We start from the raw sequence: 16,633 nt of genomic DNA, 5'->3' as shown, positions 1-16,633 counted from the left end.
GCCGTGCGGGCCCCAAGGTGGCGTTGACCTGCACAAACCGCGTTGTCGCGGGTAGACATCCCAGCGTTGGAAGAGTCAAGCGGCGGTGGGTTGTCGGTTTGGGCCGCAACCCGGCAAACCGGGCACTGAAGAGCGTCAACGACCAATATCGTCAACCCCAAAAGCCGAAAGCAGCACAAGCGATCTCGATCTCCCTTGCCCTGAACAGCATGCGCCGAACGGCGCCGCCGTCAAGGCCCTACGGCCGCTACGCGGTCGGGCTGCGCCCGAACCTTGACCCCGACGCCGACTTCGACGCCGCCCAGCCAGGACCAGGAAGCTTCAAAACAAGCAAAAACAAACGCAGCCGTGGGGTCTTGACCGCGCGGCCCTCAACTTTCGGGAATGACCTGCAGAAACCCCAGTTGTCGCGGGTACGTTGGAAGAGTCAAGCGGCGGTGAGTTGTCGGTGGGCCCAGGCGGTGTCTTCGTTGTAGAGGGTTTGGTGACGTAGACAACCGTGCAGGATGCCCACGAGGCGGTTACCCAAGGCCCGTAGGGCTTGGTGGTGGGTGTCGCCGGCGGCGCGGTGTTGGTCGTAGTAGGCGCGCACACCGGGACTGCATTGCAGGGCGGCGAACGCCCAGCGGTCGATGGCGTCGTAGAGGCGGTCGTTGCGGACGTAGCGGGCCCGCACCAGTTTTTGTCTTCCCGACGCGACGGTCAACGGTGATGTGCCGGCGTAGTTTTTGCGAGACTTGGCGGTGGTGTAGCGGTTCGGGGCGTCCCCGAACTCACCGAGCACCCGGGCGCTGAGGATGACACCAAGTCCTGGCAGGGAGCGGTAGATGTCGGCGTCCGGGTGCTTTTCACAATGCTCAGCCAGCGTGGTTTCCAACTGGCTGATCTGATCGGTGAGTTCGATCAGCACGTTGACGGTGGCGCTGGTGATGGCGCCGCAGGCCTGTGTGACGGCCTCGGGGGCGGCCAGTTGCTCGGTGCGCAGGGCCGCTTGGATCTGGCGAGCGCGTTCGTCGATGTTGCGTTGGCGCCCACCGGCTTTAAGCGCCGATCCGATTTTGCTAAGACTCAACCGGGCACCTTGTGTGGGGGTGGGAGCTCGGCCCAGCACTGCCAGCGCGTCGCGGTCGCGATCCCGGTCGCCCAGACTGGGCAACGCTTCTAGGGCCGCCGGATAGTACTGCAACAAGTTGGCGCGCAGTGTGGCCGACTGGCGCGCCCGCGTCCAGATCAGGCCCTGATGGGCACGGGCCAGCACCTGGATCGCGTCGCCCTGCGAACTATCGGCGCTGAGTGGGCGGTGGTTGTGGCGGTCGGTGCGGACCAGATCGGCCAGTAACTTCGCATCAGCGGCATCGGATTTCGCGCCCGAAACCCCATGGCGGTCCCGGTACCGGGCCACCGACCTCGGATTGACCGCGTACACCTGATAACCGGCCGCGACCAGCGCACCCACCCACATGCCGCGGTCGGTCTCGATCCCGATGATCACCTCGCCGGGATCGTCGGCATGCTCGGCGAGCAACTCGTGGAACTGCCCGATCCCGGTCAACCCCTCAGGTAATCGCGTTGCGGCCAAACGTGCGCCAGCCTCGTCCATCAGATACACGTCGTGATGGTCTTGGGCCCAGTCATCGCCAACAAACAACATCACCTCACCACCTTCTCCTCACTGGATCGAACTACTCTTTGTTCGAGCCTGAAGCCACCCGGCTGCGGCCTAATGGTCCAGTGCTCGCATGGCACAACATCCCAGTAGCGCTACAAGTGACCCACGACCGGACCGGGGCAACGGTCTACGCCGAAGGAATCAATCGTTCCTGGTGGGCAATAGTGCTCACCGGCCGGCGGCTCACCAATCAGCCTCGCCGATGACCATCCATAAAGCACGGTCAACGACTACAGCCGATCCATTCCCATTAGATGGGCAGCGAGACCATAGCCTCCGGCACAGGCCAGAGTTTCAGATGTGACTACAGAGCAATACAGACAGCCAGAGCAGAACCTCGCGCCAAATTTGAGTCATGGTGCGCGCCAACACAGTTCGGAGCAGCCGCGGCTCGCTGCTTCGCGTCCAGGTGCGCTTGAGTGGCTGGCACGCCAGGAAGACTCCAGCAGCCGCGCCGCAGGTCTGGGTTTAGTGCGCAACGCTCGACGCGTCCCGAAGCAGACTCACAAGTCAGCGGGCTCCAGCGATGCCGAACTGCGAACCGTGAGCCAAATCGGGACGACGGGACGTCAAGGGCGCTCGAAACATTCACGCGGGGCCCGCCGCCTGACGTCACCCGACGGGATAGACCACCCCAGTGAGTTCTTCGGAGACGGCCCACAGCCGTCGCTGCAGCCCGGCGTCGTGAGACTGGGCGCTGGATGTCACGACCTTTGGGTAGCCGCGTATCTCCGCGAATCCGTCAGGTCCGTAGTACTCCCCGCCGCGCACCGCCGGGTCGGTGGCGGCGCGCAAGGTCGGCAGAGCCCCCATCTCGGGGTCTTGAGCCAAGGGCTCCAGGAGCACGCTCGCCGCGGCGAGGAAGCGGGGCAGGTTACGCATCAGCTCGGTGTTTGAGCCACCCGGGTGAGCCGCCGCCGCGATGGTGCGTCCGCCCTGGGCCAGTCGGCGCTGCAACTCATAGGTGAACAGCAGATTGGCAAGCTTGGATTGCCCGTAGGCCCCGACCCGGCTGTAGCGGCGTTCCCACTGCAGGTCGTCGAAATGGATTGCGGCGCGGATGCGGTGGCCAATGCTGCTGACGGTCACCACCCGCGAACCCGCAACCGGCAACAGGCGATCCAGAAGTAGTCCGGTGAAGGCGAAGTGGCCCAAATGATTGGTGCCGAACTGCATCTCGAAACCGTCTGCGGTCGTCGACTTTGGTGTGTACATCACGCCCGCGTTGTTGATTAGCAAGTCGATGCGCTCATGATCGGACCGCAGCTGCGCCGCGGCGGCCCGCACCGATTCCAGCGAGGTCAAGTCGAGCTCTTGCAGGTCCACTTCGGCGCCCGGAGTGGCCGCGGCGATGCGCGCCGCGGCCTGCTTACCCTTGTCGAGATTGCGCACGGCCAGCACGACGCGCGCGCCGTGGGCAGCGAGCGCGGCTGCGGTTTCGAAGCCGAGGCCGGTGTTAGCTCCGGTGATGACGGCGGTGCGGCCGGTTTGGTCGGGAATGTCGTTGGCGGTCCATTCGGCCATGAGGGACTCCTCGCTATGATTCACTAAACGGGGCGAGCGCTCCGCTTGACTCCCGACTATACGGAACGAACGCCCCGTTTAGCAATGCGCCGTTTAGCAATGCGTCAGGAGGTTGTGACTTGGTGCAGCGCGATCGGCCGGTACGCGCCGACGCGGCTCGTAACCGGGCCCGCGTGCTAGAGGTTGCCTACGAGACGTTTGCCGCCGAGGGTTTATCGGTGCCGATCGATGAGATCGCCCGGCGTGCAGGAGTTGGCGCCGGCACGGTGTACCGGCATTTCCCGACCAAAGAAGCCCTGTTTCAGGCGGTGATTGCCGACCGGATGCGCCGCATTATCGACGAAGGCTACGCATTGCTTGACTCCGAGCTGCCGGGTGAGGCGCTGTTTACGTTCCTCCAGTCGATGGTGTTGCAGTGGGGCGCAGCAGACCGCGGCCTCGTCGAGGCATTGGCTGGTGTCGGGATCGATGTCAGCACCGCAGTCCCCCAGGCTGAGGACGACTTCTTGGGTCTGCTCGCGGATCTGCTGCACGCCGCTCAGGATGCCGGCACCGCGCGGCGGGACGTGGGCGTGCAAGAGGTCAAGGCACTGCTGGTCGGGTGTCAAGCGATGCAGGGCTATAACGCTGACATAGCCGAGCGGGTGACCGATGTCGCCCTCGACGGCCTTCGGGGAAGCCGCTCTGAAAGCCGACCCGACGGCGCACGTGCCCGACGGCACCGCCATCAGTAAGGTCGAGTACGCAATGGCCTATCGATGTCAGATAGTCGTCATCGCAGCACAGAGCCCTTCGAAATCTGACCGACAGTGACGCCGGGAGAACAACCATGAGCGCCGAGCAGCCGACCATCCACTACACGCTGACCGACGAGGCGCCACTGCTGGCGACCTACGCCTTTCTGCCGATAGTGCGCGCCTTCGCCGAGCCGGCGGGCATCAAGATCGAGGCCAGTGACATCTCGCTGGCCGCCCGTATCCTGGCCGAGTTTCCCGATTGCCTGACCGAGGAGCAGCGGGTGCCCGACACCCTTGCCGAACTGGGCCGGCTAACGCAGTCACCCGACACCAACATCATCAAGCTGCCGAACATCAGCGCGTCGGTGCCGCAGCTCGTGGCTGCCATCAAGGAACTGCAGGGCAAGGGCTACAAGCTACCGGACTATCCGGAGAATCCGAAGACCGACGCAGAACGAGAGCTCCGCAAGCGCTATGCCAATGTCCTGGGCAGCGCAGTGAATCCCGTACTGCGGGAAGGTAACTCGGACCGCCGTGCTCCTAAGGCGGTAAAGGAATACGCGCGTAAACACCCACACAGCATGGGCGAGTGGTCAATGGCTTCGCGCACACACGCGGCGACCATGAAGCACGGCGACTTCTATCACGGTGAAAAGTCGCTGACCCTGGACCGCGCACGCAACGTGAAGATGGAACTGGTGACCAAGAGCGGCGCGACGATCGTGCTCAAGCCGGAGGTGTCGCTGCACGAGGGCGACATCATCGACAGCATGTTCATGAGTAAGAAAGCCTTGTGCGAGTTCTACGAAGAGCAAATGGAGGACGCCCGCAAGACCGGCGTGATGTTCTCGCTGCACGTCAAGGCGACCATGATGAAGGTCAGCCACCCCATCGTCTTCGGCCACGCCGTGAAGGTCTTTTACAAGGACGCCTTCGCTAAGCACCAGGAACTATTCGACGAATTGGGCATAAACGTCAACAACGGGTTGGTCGATCTCTACAACAAGATCGAGGCACTGCCCGCGTCGCAACACGACGAGATCATCCGGGACCTGCACGCGTGCCACGAGCACCGCCCCGAGCTGGCGATGGTCGATTCGGCCAAGGGAATCTCGAACTTCCATTCGCCCAGTGACGTGATCGTGGACGCTTCGATGCCCGCCATGATCCGTGCGGGCGGCAAGATGTACGGCGCCGACGGGCGGCCCAAGGACACCAAAGCTGTAATGCCGGAGTCCACCTTCTCCCGCATCTACCAAGAACTCATCAACTTCTGTAAGACCAACGGCGCTTTCGATCCGGTCACCATGGGCACCGTCCCCAACGTGGGCCTGATGGCGCAGCAGGCCGAAGAGTACGGCTCACATGACAAGACCTTCGAGATTCCCGAGGACGGCGTCGCCAACATCGTCGACCTGGCCACCGGCGAAGTGCTGATGACACAGAATGTCGAAACCGGCGACATCTGGCGCATGCCCATAGTCAAAGACGCGCCGATCCGCGACTGGGTCAAACTGGCGGTTACGCGTGCACGTCTGTCGGGCATGCCGGTGTTGTTTTGGCTGGACCCGTATCGACCGCACGAGAACGAGCTGATCAAGAAGGTCAAGACATACCTGAAGGATCACGACACCGAGGGCCTCGACATCCAGATCATGTCGCAGGTGCGCGCCATGCGGTACACCCTGGAACGCTTGATGCGCGGGCTCGACACCATCGCCGCCACCGGCAACATCCTGCGTGACTACCTCACCGATTTGTTCCCCATTCTGGAGCTGGGCACCAGCGCCAAGATGCTGTCCATCGTGCCGCTGATGGCCGGTGGGGGCATGTACGAAACGGGGGCGGGCGGTTCGGCGCCCAAGCACGTCAAGCAACTGGTGGAGGAAAACCATCTGCGCTGGGATTCACTTGGTGAGTTCCTCGCTCTGGGCGCCAGCCTGGAAGACATGGGCATCAAAGCCGACAACAAGCGGGCCAAGATCCTGGCCAAGACGCTAGACGCCGCAACCGGCAAGCTGCTGGACAACAACAAGAGCCCGTCGCGCAAGACCGGTGAGCTGGATAACCGGGGAAGCCAGTTCTATCTCGCCATGTACTGGGCGCAAGAACTCGCGGCGCAGACCGAGGACGAGGAGCTGCAGAAGCACTTCACCGCACTGGCCGATGAGTTGACCAAGAACGAAGAGGTCATCGTGGCCGAACTCAATGAGGCGCAGGGCGAAAAGGTGGACATCGGCGGTTACTACGCACCGGACCCTGACAAGACCGCGGCGGTGATGCGGCCTAGCAAGACGTTTAACACGGCCCTGGCGGCGGCCTCGCAGTCGTTTTAGTCGATCAGTTCGCGCAGCATCCCGATCAGCTTGACCCGCTCGGCGGGTGTTGCCGCGATGGGCGCCACGTTCAGCGTGGTCGCCCCGGCCTCACGGAACGCCGCCACCCGTTCCTTGACGAACCCCGGCGCGCCGATCAGGTTGACGTCTCGCGCGAGTTCGTCGGGCACGACCTTGGCGGCGCCGTCCTTATCGCCCGCCAGGTAAAGCTCTTGGATCCGGTCGGCTTCCGGGCCGTAGCCATACTTGGTGGCCAGAGCGTGGTAGAAGTTCTTACCCTTGGCTCCCATACCGCCGATATAGAGCGCCAGGTGTGGTTTGACGAATTCGCGTAGCGGCTCGACGTTTTCGCCGATCGCCAGCACCGGTCCGGCAAACACGTCGAGCTCCCCCAGCGCAGGGTCGCGTTTGGCCCCGCCTGCGGCCAACGCCTGGCCCCACACCTGCTGCGCCTTTTCCGGCAGAAAGAACATCGGTTGCCAACCCTCGGCGATCTCAGCGGCCAGCTCGACGTTCTTGGGACCGAGCGCGGCAACGAGTATCGGGATGCGTTCCCGGACAGGGCGATTGATGATCTTGAGCGGTTTGCCCAGGCCGGTGCCCTGGTCGGCGGGCAGCGGAATCGTGTAATGCCTGCCCCGGTATTGCACGTTCTCGCGGCGCCACACCTGACGGCAAATCTCGATGACTTCGCGGGTGCGGGCGATCGGCGCGTCATAGGGCACACCGTGGAAGCCCTCAATGACTTGCGGGCCGGAGGCGCCCAGACCGAGCGTAAAGCGGCCGTCGGAAACGTAGTCGAGCCCGGCCGCGGTCATCGCGGTCAACGTGGGTGTTCGGGTGTACAGCTGCAGGATGCCCGAGGCCAGCTGTAGCCGCTCAGTGCTGGCGGCCAGATAGCCCAGCGCACTCACCGCGTCGAACGAATACGCCTCGGGGACAAAGACAATATCCAAACCGGCGCGCTCAAGCTCGGCCACCTCGGCAGCCACGTCTTTGAAGCCACCTGCATAGTTGATGGCCAATCCGATCCGCATGGTCAACCCGCCTTCGCATGGACGAACTCTTGGGCTAGTACCACGGCTACTCGCTGGATCCGATCGAATCGGGCCTGGATGGCAGCCCCATCGCGATCCTCGACAGCCTTGCGGCAGGGATGCATCGGCACACCTCGCATAGTCAATTTGTTGAGTAGGCGTTATTGACGCTAGAGGGCTTTCACGGCTACGTCTATAGATGCTTAATCACTTTGTTGATTAATAGTGTTGTTGTACGATCGGCCGATGTCAGTCCGAGACGCGGTGTTGGCCGCACTACTGGAGGGCGAGTCGTCGGGATACGACCTGGCCAAGGTCTTCGATGCGTCGGTGGCGAACTTCTGGATGGCCACCCCGCAGCAGCTGTATCGCGAACTCGACCGGCTTGCCGACCAAGGACTCATTCAAGCGCGCGTCGTTCACCAAGAACGCCGACCCAACAAGCGCATGTTCTCGCTGACCGAGGCGGGCCACGAAGCGATCCGGCAGTTCACTGCCCGGCCGCCCAAACCATCGGTGATCCGCGATGAGCTGCTGGTCAAAGTCCAGGCCACCGACGCTGGCGATGAGCAGGCCGTCCGCGAGTTCATCGCCGAGCGATTGCAATGGGCCACGGCCAAACTGCAACGCTACGAACGGATCCGGGACCGCATGCTCGACGGTCGCACCGAGCAAGCCTTCTTGGCCCAAGCCGAACGGGTGGGACCCTACCTGACGCTGCAACGCGGAATCTCGTTCGAGCAAGAGAACATTCGGTGGGCCGAACATGCGCTAACCGTCATCGAACGTCGGCACCGCCATGACTCAGGCGAAGCATTCGTCATGTCAGCACCGCCGCAACGATCATGACCCGAGCCCGAAAGCAGCTAGCGGCTGGGACATTTTGAGATTCGCTAGGGTGCCGGGCCAGCGAGGTAGTGGGCGAGCACTGGTCGCAGCCAGTCAATGAGCGCTGCGTCGTCCATCTCGGCGAGCGCAGGGATGCACAGAATGTAGCGAGCCACCGCGAGGCCAAGCAGTTGCGAGCCCACGAGGGCTGCACGCTCCGCAGCGCGGTCGGAGACGACCACGGCCAACGCGGGGGCTACCCGGTCGACAAACACCGCAAGTAGGGCATCTGCCGCGGCGCGGTTCGTCGCGGCCGCCCGTAGTAGCGGAAGAAAAGGCCCCTGCGGACCCCACACGCCGACGAACATCGGAAGGAGCACGTCGGCAATGCTGTCCGGCGCGACATCGGAGAGATCCGGAAATGTGATGTCGAATCGAGAGGCCGCCGCGAACAGTTCTGCCTTACTGCCGAAGTAGTGCATGACGAGCGCGGGATCGACGCCGGCCTCCGACGCGACCGAACGAATGGTGGTGCGCTCCAAGCCACGGTTGCCGAACTGCGCTCGCGCGGTAGCCAGGATCGTCGCTCGGGTGGTCTCGCCATCACGTACCTTTGCCGCCATGTCGGGCAGTGTATTCAACAACTGTTGACACCGCGTCGCCTGGGTCGTATGGTGGAGTTCAACAATTGTTGAACTCCCTGGCAGGAGGTCGATCATGACCGTCACAGCCATCCAGATCGGCCTCGACCCCGACGTCATCGACTACTCGTCCGCCGACTTCGCCCAATTCCCTGGCCTGTCCAAAGAGAAGCTGCGCGCCGCCAACGACGACAACGTCGCGGCGCTGCGCGCGGCCGGCTATCACGTCGACAACTGCCTTATCGACTTCGGCGAAGCGGGTGCCGAGAAGGCCCGCCGATGGCTCGGCGCCAGACGGTATGACGCGGTGCTCATCGGCGCCGGCGTGCGGCTGGTCGCGAGCAACACGCTGCTGTTCGAGTCGATCGTCAACGCCGCGCACACCACTCAGCCCGGCTGCCGCTTCGTTTTCAATCGAGCGGCCACCGCGACCCCCGACGACATCCGCCGCTGGTATCCACATCCGGAGGCGGTGACGCGATGACCACACACGAAGTTGACGTTGTTGTCGTCGGCGCGGGCCCGACGGGGCTGACGGCCGCCGGTGACCTTGCACGGGCGGGTCGCTCGGTCGCCGTCCTGGAACGCCGGCCGACGGTCAACCCGTCCAGCCGCGCGTTTGCCACGATGGCCCGCACCCTCGAAGTTCTCGACGCCCGCGGACTCGCTGACGACCTGTTAGAGCATTCGCACCAGGCGCCGGGGGTCACAATCTTCGCCGGCGCCCGCATTGACCTCACCCACCTCGATTCGCCCTACCGCTTCGTAATGATCACTCCGCAGACGAATGTCGATCGGGCACTGGCTGATTACGCCGTTGCGCATGGCGCGGATATCCGGCGCGGTATCGAGGTCACTGATCTCGAACAGGATGCTGACGGGGTAACGATAACCGCCGGCGAGGCAGACCGGTGGTGGGCGCGGTATCTGATCGGCGCCGATGGCGCGCACAGCACGGTTCGGGCGTTGGTAGGAGCGGATTTTCCGGGCAAGACCATCCTCTCGTCGATCGTGCTCGCAGATGTCAACCTGGCGCACGGGCCGTCCGGCGGCGGTCTCACACTGGGTAGCACTCGCGACGTGTTCGCCTTCCTGGCTCCGTACCACACCGACGGATGGCATCGCACGATGGTGTGGGACCGCAACCACCAAGTGCCCGACAGCGATCCGGTGGATCAAGGCGAGATCGTCGGCATCTTGACGCGGGCGTTTGATACCGATCTTGGTGTACGCGACGTGGGATGGAAGTCGCGATTCCATTGCGAAGAACGACAAGTCGCGCAATACCGGCATGGTCGGGTGTTCTTGGCCGGAGATGCGGCCCACGTCCACTCCCCCATGGGCGGGCAGGGCATGAACACGGGCATTCAGGACGCGGCGAACCTCGCGTGGAAGATCGACGCGGTGCTCGGGGGTGCCGACGACGCGGTGCTCGACAGCTACCACGACGAACGTCATCCGATTGGCAAGCGGGTGCTGCTGCAGTCCGGACTCATGGCGCGTGGCGTTACGCTTCATCCGCGGGGCGCTCGGTTGCTGCGAAATCTTTTGGCGCCCAGGTTACTTCGTGTGCCCATTGTGCGCGACGCCGTTGCCGGGAGCTTCGCGGGAACGACGCTAAGGTATGCTCGCCAAGCGGACGAAAATTCTCTCGTAGGCACCCGTGCGACCCAGATTCCCTTGGCGCAAGGCCGTCTTGCTCCGGTCTTCGTTCTAGTGCGCGAGCAGGGAGCACCTGCGGTTGACGCCTGGCTGCTGCAGGCGCAGCGGGCCGACAGCGGACCGGCGGTGCTGGTGCGGCCCGACGGCTATATCGCGTGGGCCGGCGACTCGGCTGATCGGGCCGCATGGAACGCAGCCCTTGCTCGGTGGACGGGACCAGTTTCTTGTGCGCCAGCTCGCGCCCAGCGTGCACTGTAGTGTGCGTAAGCCGATGAAAGTTGTGCTGGCAGGCTACGGAAGCCGCGGCGACGTCGAACCCTGCGCCGCCGTCGGCCGGGAGCTACTGCGCCGAGGTCATGCCGTGCGCATGGCGGTGCCGCCCAACATGGTTGGCTTCGTCGAATCGGCGGGTCTTGCTGCGGCCACGTATGGGCCAGACTCCCGGGAGCAGCTAAACCCGGCATCCGATCTAGTCCGCAATCTAGCGACGAAGATCCAGAACCCGATCAGCGTGCTCACGGAAGTTGTTGAGCACGTTAGCCACGTCCACGCGGAGAAGAGCACGGCGCTGACGTCGTTGACGGACGGGGCCGATCTGCTAGTGACGAGCTTCAACGAGCAGGGACTAGCCGCCAATGTTGCTGAGTACCACGGCATTCCGCTCGCGGCACTGCACTTCTTCCCGGCGCGGATTTGGGCATCTGGAGGCCCGGCAACGCTCATAATGAAGGCGGCTGAAGATGCGCAGCGCCGCGCACTGGGGTTGCCGGAGGCAACCGGACCGGTGACACCACCGCTGGAGATCCAGGCGTATGACGAACTCTGCTTGCCGGGACCGGCATTCGAATGGGTGGAACCGAACCGTCGACGGCCCTTCGTCGGTGCGCTGACGCTGCAGTTGCCGACGGATTCCGACGATGAGGTGCTGTCCTGGATTGCCGCCGGAACGCCGCCAATCTACTTCGGCTTCGGCAGCACGCCGATCGCGTCGGCCGCTGATACGGTTGCCATGATCAGCGGGGCCTGTGCGCGGCTGGGCGAGCGCGCGCTAATTTGCTGCGGGCCGAACGACTTCCACGGGCTCCCGCATTCCGACAGCGTAAAGATGGTCGCCGAGGTGAACCACGCGGCCATCCTTCCGGAGTGCCGCGCGGTCGTCCACCATGGGGGTGCCGGCACCACCGCCGCATGCATGCGGGCGGGGATACCAATGTTGATCCTGTGGCTCTGGCTCGATCAGCCAATCTGGGCGGCCGCGGTCACACGACTGGAAGTCGGTGCCGGGCGGCCCTTTTCAGCCACCACCCAGGATTCACTGGTGGCGGATCTGCGTGCCATTTTGGCTCCGGCATGCGTGGCTAAGGCCCGTGAGGTGGCCGCCCAGATGACCGTTCCCGCGAAAAGCGTTGCCACAGCCGGCGATCTGCTGGAAGGGTTGACTATGCCGCGATCCCGACGCGCCGCACGGCACCCGTGACCGGTATCGGAGTGTTGCTGACCACGCTGAGGCCGGCCAGGCGGCGCCACGAGCGGATAGCTTGGCGCGTGACTTCGACGATCCGCCTGGGATCGGTTTCCGCGACCGCCAGTCGGTGGGCACGCAGCGCGTTGCCGGTTACGGCATCGAGCGTGGCTGAGTCGTCGGCGTCAACAAGTGCGGTTGACTGGTATGCCGCTCGGACGGCATAGCGTTCCGCACCCACGGGCAGCTTCGCACTGATGTCGCGTGCGGTGCGGGCGGCGCGGTCCCATGTGGCGATCGACGGCATGTCGCCGGGGGCAAGCCTGCGATGTAGTTCGGCAATATCGTTGATCGCTTCGGCCGCGGCATTGGTGGCGTAGCGAACGACACCCCACGGTGGACTGGTCAACAGTTTGTCCACCCAGGTGTGCATGACCTGGTCGGTGAATTCGGCTGTTCCCACCGTCAGCCAACCCAGGTCGAGTGCCAGCAAGCTATCAGCTGGCGACAAGTAGCCGTCGGGCCCGGCCAGCGTGTCATTGCACAACTGAACGAACGCGGCCAGCGGGCGCGCCGAAGTCGCCGGAAAGTCGGTGATGTGCGCGTCGCCGTTGATGTATGAAATCGCGTTCATAGCACACCCTTTAGCGGATCCGGGCCGGTGGGATCCGCGAGCCAGTCGCAACGGATGGGTGATGCGGTCGAGATCCATTTGGATTGCCACCTTATGACACGTGGACGTTGTAACGAGTCGCGACACGGTGGACTGATTGTTCTCATTCCACCGTATATCGGACCCGGGGGGTTGCGGCAAGACCCCGGCCATGCTGCACAATCGCTGACCTGGGCCAGCAGCTGCGGAATGGGGGGAAGTGTCAGCTCAATGGTATGAAGACGAATTGCGGTCCGAGCGAAGCTATGTGGCCGGGCTGTACACGCGGCTCGACGCCGAGCGCGTGCGATTGCAGGCTAACTACAGCGCGGCGCTGCGAGGCCCCCTCGATGTCAAGGAACCAGCGTCGTCATCGGGCCGGCAGACGTGCCGGGCACGGTGCTGCCGTCCGGAAACCAAGGGCCTCGAGTTCGACGCCGTGCTGGTGGTGGAACCGGAGCGGATCATCGCCGAAGGCCCACGCGGTGCGGCCGATCTCTACGTCGCGCTCACCCGCGCGACGCAGCGCCTGGGTGTGCTGCACCTCGGCCCGCTGCCGCAAGCCTTGGCCGGGCTCGCCGAAGTTCACGTGTGACCAGGCACGGGCCGGGTTCACGCGATGCCGGGCAGCGCCCACGGATGCTGAGTGGACCCATCCCGTGTGTGGCATAGTTGTGGCATGAATCGCATACGGTTGAGCACCACCGTCGACATGGATCTCCTTGGCAGCGCGCGCCGACTGCGATCTGGGCTCACCGACGCCGCCCTCATCGACGAGGCTCTCGCGGCGCTGTTGGCTCGTCACCGATCCGCCGAGGTGGACGCGAGCTACGCCGCCTATGACGAGCACCCCCCTGAGGAGCAGGACGCCTGGGGCGACCTGGCATCGTGGCGGCGCGCGGCAAGCGCCTCATGAGCGGGCTTCCGGCTCGCGGTGAGATCTGGTGGTGCGAACTGCCTGAGGTCGGTCGCCGTCCAGTCGTCGTCATGTCGCGGGACACGGCCATCCCCCGGCTTCGGCGCACGCTCGTCGCGCCATGTACGACCACGATCCGGGGACTGGCCAGCGAGGTCGTTCTTGAACCCGATGCCGACCCGGTGCCCCGCCGTTCCGCGGTCAACCTCGACTCTCTGGAGAGCGTCTCAGTCGCGGTCCTGGTCAGCCGCCTCGGCCGATTGGGCGATGATCGAATGCGCGACATCTGCGCCGCCCTCGAGGTGGCGGTGGACTGTTCCAGCTGAAGATGAGCACCGATCCGCGAGTATCCCTGCGGGCGGGCGATTCCGCCATGCGGATGCTGCGGCACATCGCTTCTCTGAACGCGTGGCTGCGAAAGGTGTTCCACGACAACGCTGCACGCCTTTTCGACTTGCCTGAAAGGTAACGCTGGGTGATCACGAATACGGGATGCGGGAAGCAGTTGCGGTGCCGAATGGTTGCAGGCTAAATGCGCATTGGAGTTGTGTTCCCACAGACCGAGCTTGGCGGCGACCCCGCAGTGGTACGCGCGTATGGGCAGGCCGTCGAAGAACTCGGGTTTACCCACATCCTCGCCTACGACCACGTCGTCGGCGCCGACCCGGACATCCATCAGGGCTGGTGGGGCCCCTATAACATCGACTCGACGTTTCACGAGCCGTTTGTCATGTTCGGCTACCTGGCCGCCATTACCTCGCTAGAGCTGGTCAGCGGCGTCATCATTCTGCCGCAGCGACAAGCTGTGTTGGTGGCGAAGCAGGCCGCCGAGGTTGACTTGCTCACCGGTGGGCGGTTTCGGCTCGGTATCGGGTTGGGTTGGAACGCCGTCGAGTACGAGGCGCTCGGAGAGACGTTCAGCAACCGCGGCAGGCGTTCCGAGGAGCAGGTCGCGGTCATGCGCAAGCTGTGGACCGAGCGGTCGGTGACCTTCAACGGGAAGTACCACACGGTGACCGGAGCGGGCCTAGCCCCGCTACCTACGCAGCGACCCATCCCGGTGTGGTTCGGCGCGGCGTCCGAGCGCGCCTACGAACGCGCCGGACGGCTTGGCGACGGGTGGTTTCCGATGATGGAGCCCGGACCCGGCCTCGACTACGCCCTCGAGCAGGTAGCGCGCGCGGCAACAGCCTCGGGCCGCGACGCCAATGACCTCGGGATGGAGGGCCGGGTTAGTTGGACCGGCGATGCGGACAAGATCGCGGCCGACATCGCCGCCTGGAAAGCGGCGGGGGCAACGCATGTGTCGGTGAACACCATGAAGGCTGGCCTGGCTAATGTCGACGACCACCTCGCTGCCTTGGAGCGGGTCGCCGCCGGCCTGGCTTAACTTAACCTTGCATACTGCAATTCATGGCCACGGTCGTTGCTTTCCACGCACACCCCGACGACGAGGTGATCCTCACCGGCGGCACGCTCGCCAAAGCGGCGGCCGCGGGGCATCGCGTTGTTGTCGTCACAGCAACAGACGGACGCATGGGAAACGAAACCGACGACCCGCGGCTGGATGAATTACGGGCGAGCGCAAGCATTCTCGGAGTGCATCGCCTCGAGTGCCTTGACTACGCCGATAGCGGCTACGGGCCTGACTTCTACCCGAATCCGCCTGGACGGGTCCGGTTCGGCCGCGCCGATGTCGACGAGGCGGCCCGGCGGCTCGCCTCGATACTTCGCGCCGAAGATGCGCAACTACTGCTCAGCTATCAGAGCAACGGCGGGTACGGCCACCGGGATCACGTGCAGGTGCATCATGTCGGCAAGCGGGCCGCTGAATTGGCCGCGACTCCGCGCGTACTCGAAGCGACCATGCCGCGGGAACTGCTCACCCGCATCGGGGATGTTGCCCGCCTGCTGCGACTGCCGGCGCCCTACGACCCCGACGTGCTGCGCATCGCATACACGCCGCGGGCCACCATTACCCATCGGATCGACGTGCGCCGGTTCGCGCAGCAGAAGCGCGATGCTTTCGCGGCCCATCGATCGCAGATCGGTGACGGGCTCAATGCGCGGATGTTCGGCGTGTTGCTTCGCCTGCCGCCCCGAGTACTCGGCTTGATCTTCAGCCATGAATGGTTCGTCGATCCGGCAGCTCCATCGCGACCTCCGCGCGACAACATCTTCGACTGATCGACGCGTAAAACTTTGCGCTCGGGAATATCCCTGCAGGCTCGCCGTGTTGAGCCGCACATGAAAGCTCTCACCGAGGCCGAGCGTCAAGAGTTCCTAGCAGCACAGCACGTCGCCGTGCTATCGATCGATTCCGCCGACGGCCGCCCACCGGCCAGCGCCCCGATTTGGTACGACTACACCCCCGGTGGGCACATCCGGATTAACACCGGCCCATCAACACGCAAGGCCAGGCTCATCGAGCGAGCCGGTGCGGTGACGTTGGTGGTGCAACGCGAAGAGCCGCCATACCAATATGTCGTCGTGGAGGGCACCCTCGTCGAGACCATCACACCCGCCCCGGTAGATGCTCAGGAGGCCATTGCCATCCGATACCTCGGTGAGGAAGGTGGACGCGCCTTCGTCCGTAGTCTCGCCGGCCAGGAAAGCGTGCTGTTCACGATCCGTCCCGACCGTTGGCTCAGCGCCGATTTCTCCGACGAATTCTAGGCGTTGGAACCGCTGCCATTAACGCCTCAACTACGGTGTGCGCGTAGTTGATACAGCCCCTGGGTGGTGGCGACGACCGCCCCGGTGGCATCGGTGACCACCGCATCGAGCGTGTAGTCGGACTTACCCTGCGCGGCGGCCTCGGCTTCAACGCGGGCGATCGTCTCGTCGTCCATCCTCGCCTCGGCCCGTAGCGCGGTGGTAGCCATACCGACGAACGTGATATCGACTTTCTTCACCAACGGGAAGTACCTGCTTGCGTCGAACGTCGCCAAAGCGATGATGCCACCGAGGATTTCGGCGACGGTGAACTGAACGCCGGCGTAGATGACACCGAAGTGGTTGCCATTGCCCTCGGCCGGAACGCTGGCCGCAGCAAAGCCTCGTCCCGCCTCGAGCACCCGCACACCCATCTGGTCTGCGGTCGGAATGGTCGATGCCATGCCGGCATTCATCATCTCGACAAGCGAGTCAGTCATGTCGTCGATCGTTG

Annotated in this window: 16 protein-coding genes and 2 pseudogenes; 12 read left to right on the top strand and 6 right to left on the bottom strand. The window is 64.1% G+C overall.

The window, feature by feature from the left end; all coding sequences use genetic code 11:
- Window positions 1-427: 427 nt before the first annotated feature.
- Window positions 428-1,651 carry an IS110 family transposase gene (locus AADZ78_RS00680; protein ID WP_204080099.1) on the bottom strand — a complete coding sequence of 408 codons (1,224 nt, stop codon included), beginning with the start codon at window positions 1,649-1,651 and terminating at the stop codon, window positions 428-430.
- Between the two features lie 630 nt (window positions 1,652-2,281).
- Window positions 2,282-3,193 carry an SDR family NAD(P)-dependent oxidoreductase gene (locus AADZ78_RS00675; RefSeq protein WP_085251458.1) on the bottom strand — a complete coding sequence of 304 codons (912 nt, stop codon included), beginning with the start codon at window positions 3,191-3,193 and terminating at the stop codon, window positions 2,282-2,284.
- 119 nt (window positions 3,194-3,312) lie between these two features.
- On the opposite strand from AADZ78_RS00675, the gene AADZ78_RS00670 reads away from it, so the two are divergent.
- Window positions 3,313-3,927, top strand: coding sequence for a TetR/AcrR family transcriptional regulator (locus AADZ78_RS00670; protein ID WP_085251459.1), 615 nt, complete (start codon window positions 3,313-3,315; stop codon window positions 3,925-3,927).
- Window positions 3,928-4,022: 95 nt separating this feature from the next.
- Entirely contained in the window at window positions 4,023-6,266 is a 2,244-nt protein-coding gene (locus AADZ78_RS00665; protein WP_085251460.1) for an NADP-dependent isocitrate dehydrogenase, read from the top strand.
- On the opposite strand, the gene AADZ78_RS00660 is transcribed toward AADZ78_RS00665, so the two are convergent.
- Window positions 6,263-7,303 (bottom strand): LLM class F420-dependent oxidoreductase, encoded by a 1,041-nt coding sequence (locus AADZ78_RS00660; protein WP_085251461.1) that lies wholly within the window; start codon window positions 7,301-7,303, stop codon window positions 6,263-6,265. The two genes, AADZ78_RS00665 and AADZ78_RS00660, sit on opposite strands and share 4 nt — an antisense overlap.
- Before the next feature lie 246 nt (window positions 7,304-7,549).
- On the opposite strand from AADZ78_RS00660, the gene AADZ78_RS00655 reads away from it, so the two are divergent.
- Window positions 7,550-8,152 carry a PadR family transcriptional regulator gene (locus AADZ78_RS00655; RefSeq protein WP_085251475.1) on the top strand — a complete coding sequence of 201 codons (603 nt, stop codon included), beginning with the start codon at window positions 7,550-7,552 and terminating at the stop codon, window positions 8,150-8,152.
- 44 nt (window positions 8,153-8,196) lie between these two features.
- On the opposite strand, the gene AADZ78_RS00650 is transcribed toward AADZ78_RS00655, so the two are convergent.
- Window positions 8,197-8,754: a TetR/AcrR family transcriptional regulator gene (locus tag AADZ78_RS00650; RefSeq protein WP_085251476.1), complete on the bottom strand. Its 558-nt coding sequence runs from the start codon at window positions 8,752-8,754 to the stop codon at window positions 8,197-8,199.
- Between the two features lie 94 nt (window positions 8,755-8,848).
- On the opposite strand from AADZ78_RS00650, the gene AADZ78_RS00645 reads away from it, so the two are divergent.
- From AADZ78_RS00645 to AADZ78_RS00635, 3 genes are read left to right on the top strand one after another with little or no spacing between them, the layout of a single operon-like run.
- On the top strand, window positions 8,849-9,256 hold the full coding sequence (locus AADZ78_RS00645) for a hypothetical protein (RefSeq protein ID WP_085251462.1): 408 nt from the start codon (window positions 8,849-8,851) through the stop codon (window positions 9,254-9,256).
- Window positions 9,253-10,692 (top strand): FAD-dependent oxidoreductase, encoded by a 1,440-nt coding sequence (locus AADZ78_RS00640; protein WP_085251463.1) that lies wholly within the window; start codon window positions 9,253-9,255, stop codon window positions 10,690-10,692. The genes AADZ78_RS00645 and AADZ78_RS00640 overlap by 4 nt, the downstream gene beginning before the upstream one ends.
- Window positions 10,693-10,705: 13 nt before the next feature.
- Window positions 10,706-11,911 carry a glycosyltransferase gene (locus AADZ78_RS00635; RefSeq protein ID WP_085251477.1) on the top strand — a complete coding sequence of 402 codons (1,206 nt, stop codon included), beginning with the start codon at window positions 10,706-10,708 and terminating at the stop codon, window positions 11,909-11,911.
- Here AADZ78_RS00635 and AADZ78_RS00630 read toward each other — a convergent pair.
- Complete coding sequence (locus AADZ78_RS00630; RefSeq protein WP_204079477.1) at window positions 11,874-12,530, bottom strand: hypothetical protein; 657 nt, start codon at window positions 12,528-12,530, stop codon at window positions 11,874-11,876. The two genes, AADZ78_RS00635 and AADZ78_RS00630, sit on opposite strands and share 38 nt — an antisense overlap.
- Before the next feature lie 372 nt (window positions 12,531-12,902).
- Here AADZ78_RS00630 and AADZ78_RS00625 point away from each other — a divergent pair.
- The 6 genes and pseudogenes from AADZ78_RS00625 to AADZ78_RS00600 form a co-directional block, all read left to right on the top strand.
- A pseudogene (locus tag AADZ78_RS00625) lies at window positions 12,903-13,143 on the top strand (helicase); the annotation flags it as partial.
- A 66-nt stretch (window positions 13,144-13,209) separates the two neighbouring features.
- Window positions 13,210-13,464: pseudogene (locus AADZ78_RS00620) on the top strand (antitoxin); the annotation flags it as partial.
- The gene (locus AADZ78_RS00615; RefSeq protein WP_085251465.1) at window positions 13,461-13,790 is read left to right on the top strand and encodes a type II toxin-antitoxin system PemK/MazF family toxin; all 330 of its coding nucleotides are present in this window, start codon (window positions 13,461-13,463) and stop codon (window positions 13,788-13,790) included. The pseudogene AADZ78_RS00620 and the gene AADZ78_RS00615, both read left to right, overlap by 4 nt.
- A gap of 206 nt (window positions 13,791-13,996) precedes the next feature.
- On the top strand, window positions 13,997-14,854 hold the full coding sequence (locus tag AADZ78_RS00610) for an LLM class F420-dependent oxidoreductase (RefSeq protein WP_085251466.1): 858 nt from the start codon (window positions 13,997-13,999) through the stop codon (window positions 14,852-14,854).
- A gap of 23 nt (window positions 14,855-14,877) precedes the next feature.
- Complete coding sequence (locus tag AADZ78_RS00605) at window positions 14,878-15,651, top strand: PIG-L deacetylase family protein (RefSeq protein WP_085251467.1); 774 nt, start codon at window positions 14,878-14,880, stop codon at window positions 15,649-15,651.
- Window positions 15,652-15,711: 60 nt separating this feature from the next.
- Window positions 15,712-16,140 (top strand): pyridoxamine 5'-phosphate oxidase family protein, encoded by a 429-nt coding sequence (locus AADZ78_RS00600; RefSeq protein ID WP_085251468.1) that lies wholly within the window; start codon window positions 15,712-15,714, stop codon window positions 16,138-16,140.
- Window positions 16,141-16,166: 26 nt separating this feature from the next.
- Here AADZ78_RS00600 and AADZ78_RS00595 read toward each other — a convergent pair whose 3' ends face one another.
- On the bottom strand, window positions 16,167-16,619 hold the full coding sequence (locus AADZ78_RS00595; RefSeq protein ID WP_085251479.1) for a PaaI family thioesterase: 453 nt from the start codon (window positions 16,617-16,619) through the stop codon (window positions 16,167-16,169).
- Window positions 16,620-16,633: the final 14 nt, after the last annotated feature.

It is taken from the genome of Mycobacterium riyadhense (assembly GCF_963853645.1).
Lineage (GTDB): Bacteria > Actinomycetota > Actinomycetes > Mycobacteriales > Mycobacteriaceae > Mycobacterium > Mycobacterium riyadhense.
The sequence above is the reverse complement of the archived record's forward strand: the minus strand, read 5'-3'. Positions and strand labels throughout refer to the sequence as shown.

Coding starts and splice junctions, on each gene's coding strand:
- AADZ78_RS00675 (WP_085251458.1), bottom strand. CDS start 3,193: ATGGCCGAATGGACCGCCAACGACATTCCCGACCAAACCGGCCGCACC.
- AADZ78_RS00645 (WP_085251462.1), top strand. CDS start 8,849: ATGACCGTCACAGCCATCCAGATCGGCCTCGACCCCGACGTCATCGAC.
- AADZ78_RS00610 (WP_085251466.1), top strand. CDS start 13,997: ATGCGCATTGGAGTTGTGTTCCCACAGACCGAGCTTGGCGGCGACCCC.
- AADZ78_RS00655 (WP_085251475.1), top strand. CDS start 7,550: ATGTCAGTCCGAGACGCGGTGTTGGCCGCACTACTGGAGGGCGAGTCG.
- AADZ78_RS00615 (WP_085251465.1), top strand. CDS start 13,461: ATGAGCGGGCTTCCGGCTCGCGGTGAGATCTGGTGGTGCGAACTGCCT.
- AADZ78_RS00605 (WP_085251467.1), top strand. CDS start 14,878: ATGGCCACGGTCGTTGCTTTCCACGCACACCCCGACGACGAGGTGATC.
- AADZ78_RS00640 (WP_085251463.1), top strand. CDS start 9,253: ATGACCACACACGAAGTTGACGTTGTTGTCGTCGGCGCGGGCCCGACG.
- AADZ78_RS00600 (WP_085251468.1), top strand. CDS start 15,712: ATGAAAGCTCTCACCGAGGCCGAGCGTCAAGAGTTCCTAGCAGCACAG.
- AADZ78_RS00665 (WP_085251460.1), top strand. CDS start 4,023: ATGAGCGCCGAGCAGCCGACCATCCACTACACGCTGACCGACGAGGCG.
- AADZ78_RS00595 (WP_085251479.1), bottom strand. CDS start 16,619: ATGACTGACTCGCTTGTCGAGATGATGAATGCCGGCATGGCATCGACC.
- AADZ78_RS00630 (WP_204079477.1), bottom strand. CDS start 12,530: ATGAACGCGATTTCATACATCAACGGCGACGCGCACATCACCGACTTT.
- AADZ78_RS00650 (WP_085251476.1), bottom strand. CDS start 8,754: ATGGCGGCAAAGGTACGTGATGGCGAGACCACCCGAGCGACGATCCTG.
- AADZ78_RS00635 (WP_085251477.1), top strand. CDS start 10,706: ATGAAAGTTGTGCTGGCAGGCTACGGAAGCCGCGGCGACGTCGAACCC.
- AADZ78_RS00660 (WP_085251461.1), bottom strand. CDS start 7,303: ATGCGGATCGGATTGGCCATCAACTATGCAGGTGGCTTCAAAGACGTG.
- AADZ78_RS00680 (WP_204080099.1), bottom strand. CDS start 1,651: ATGTTGTTTGTTGGCGATGACTGGGCCCAAGACCATCACGACGTGTAT.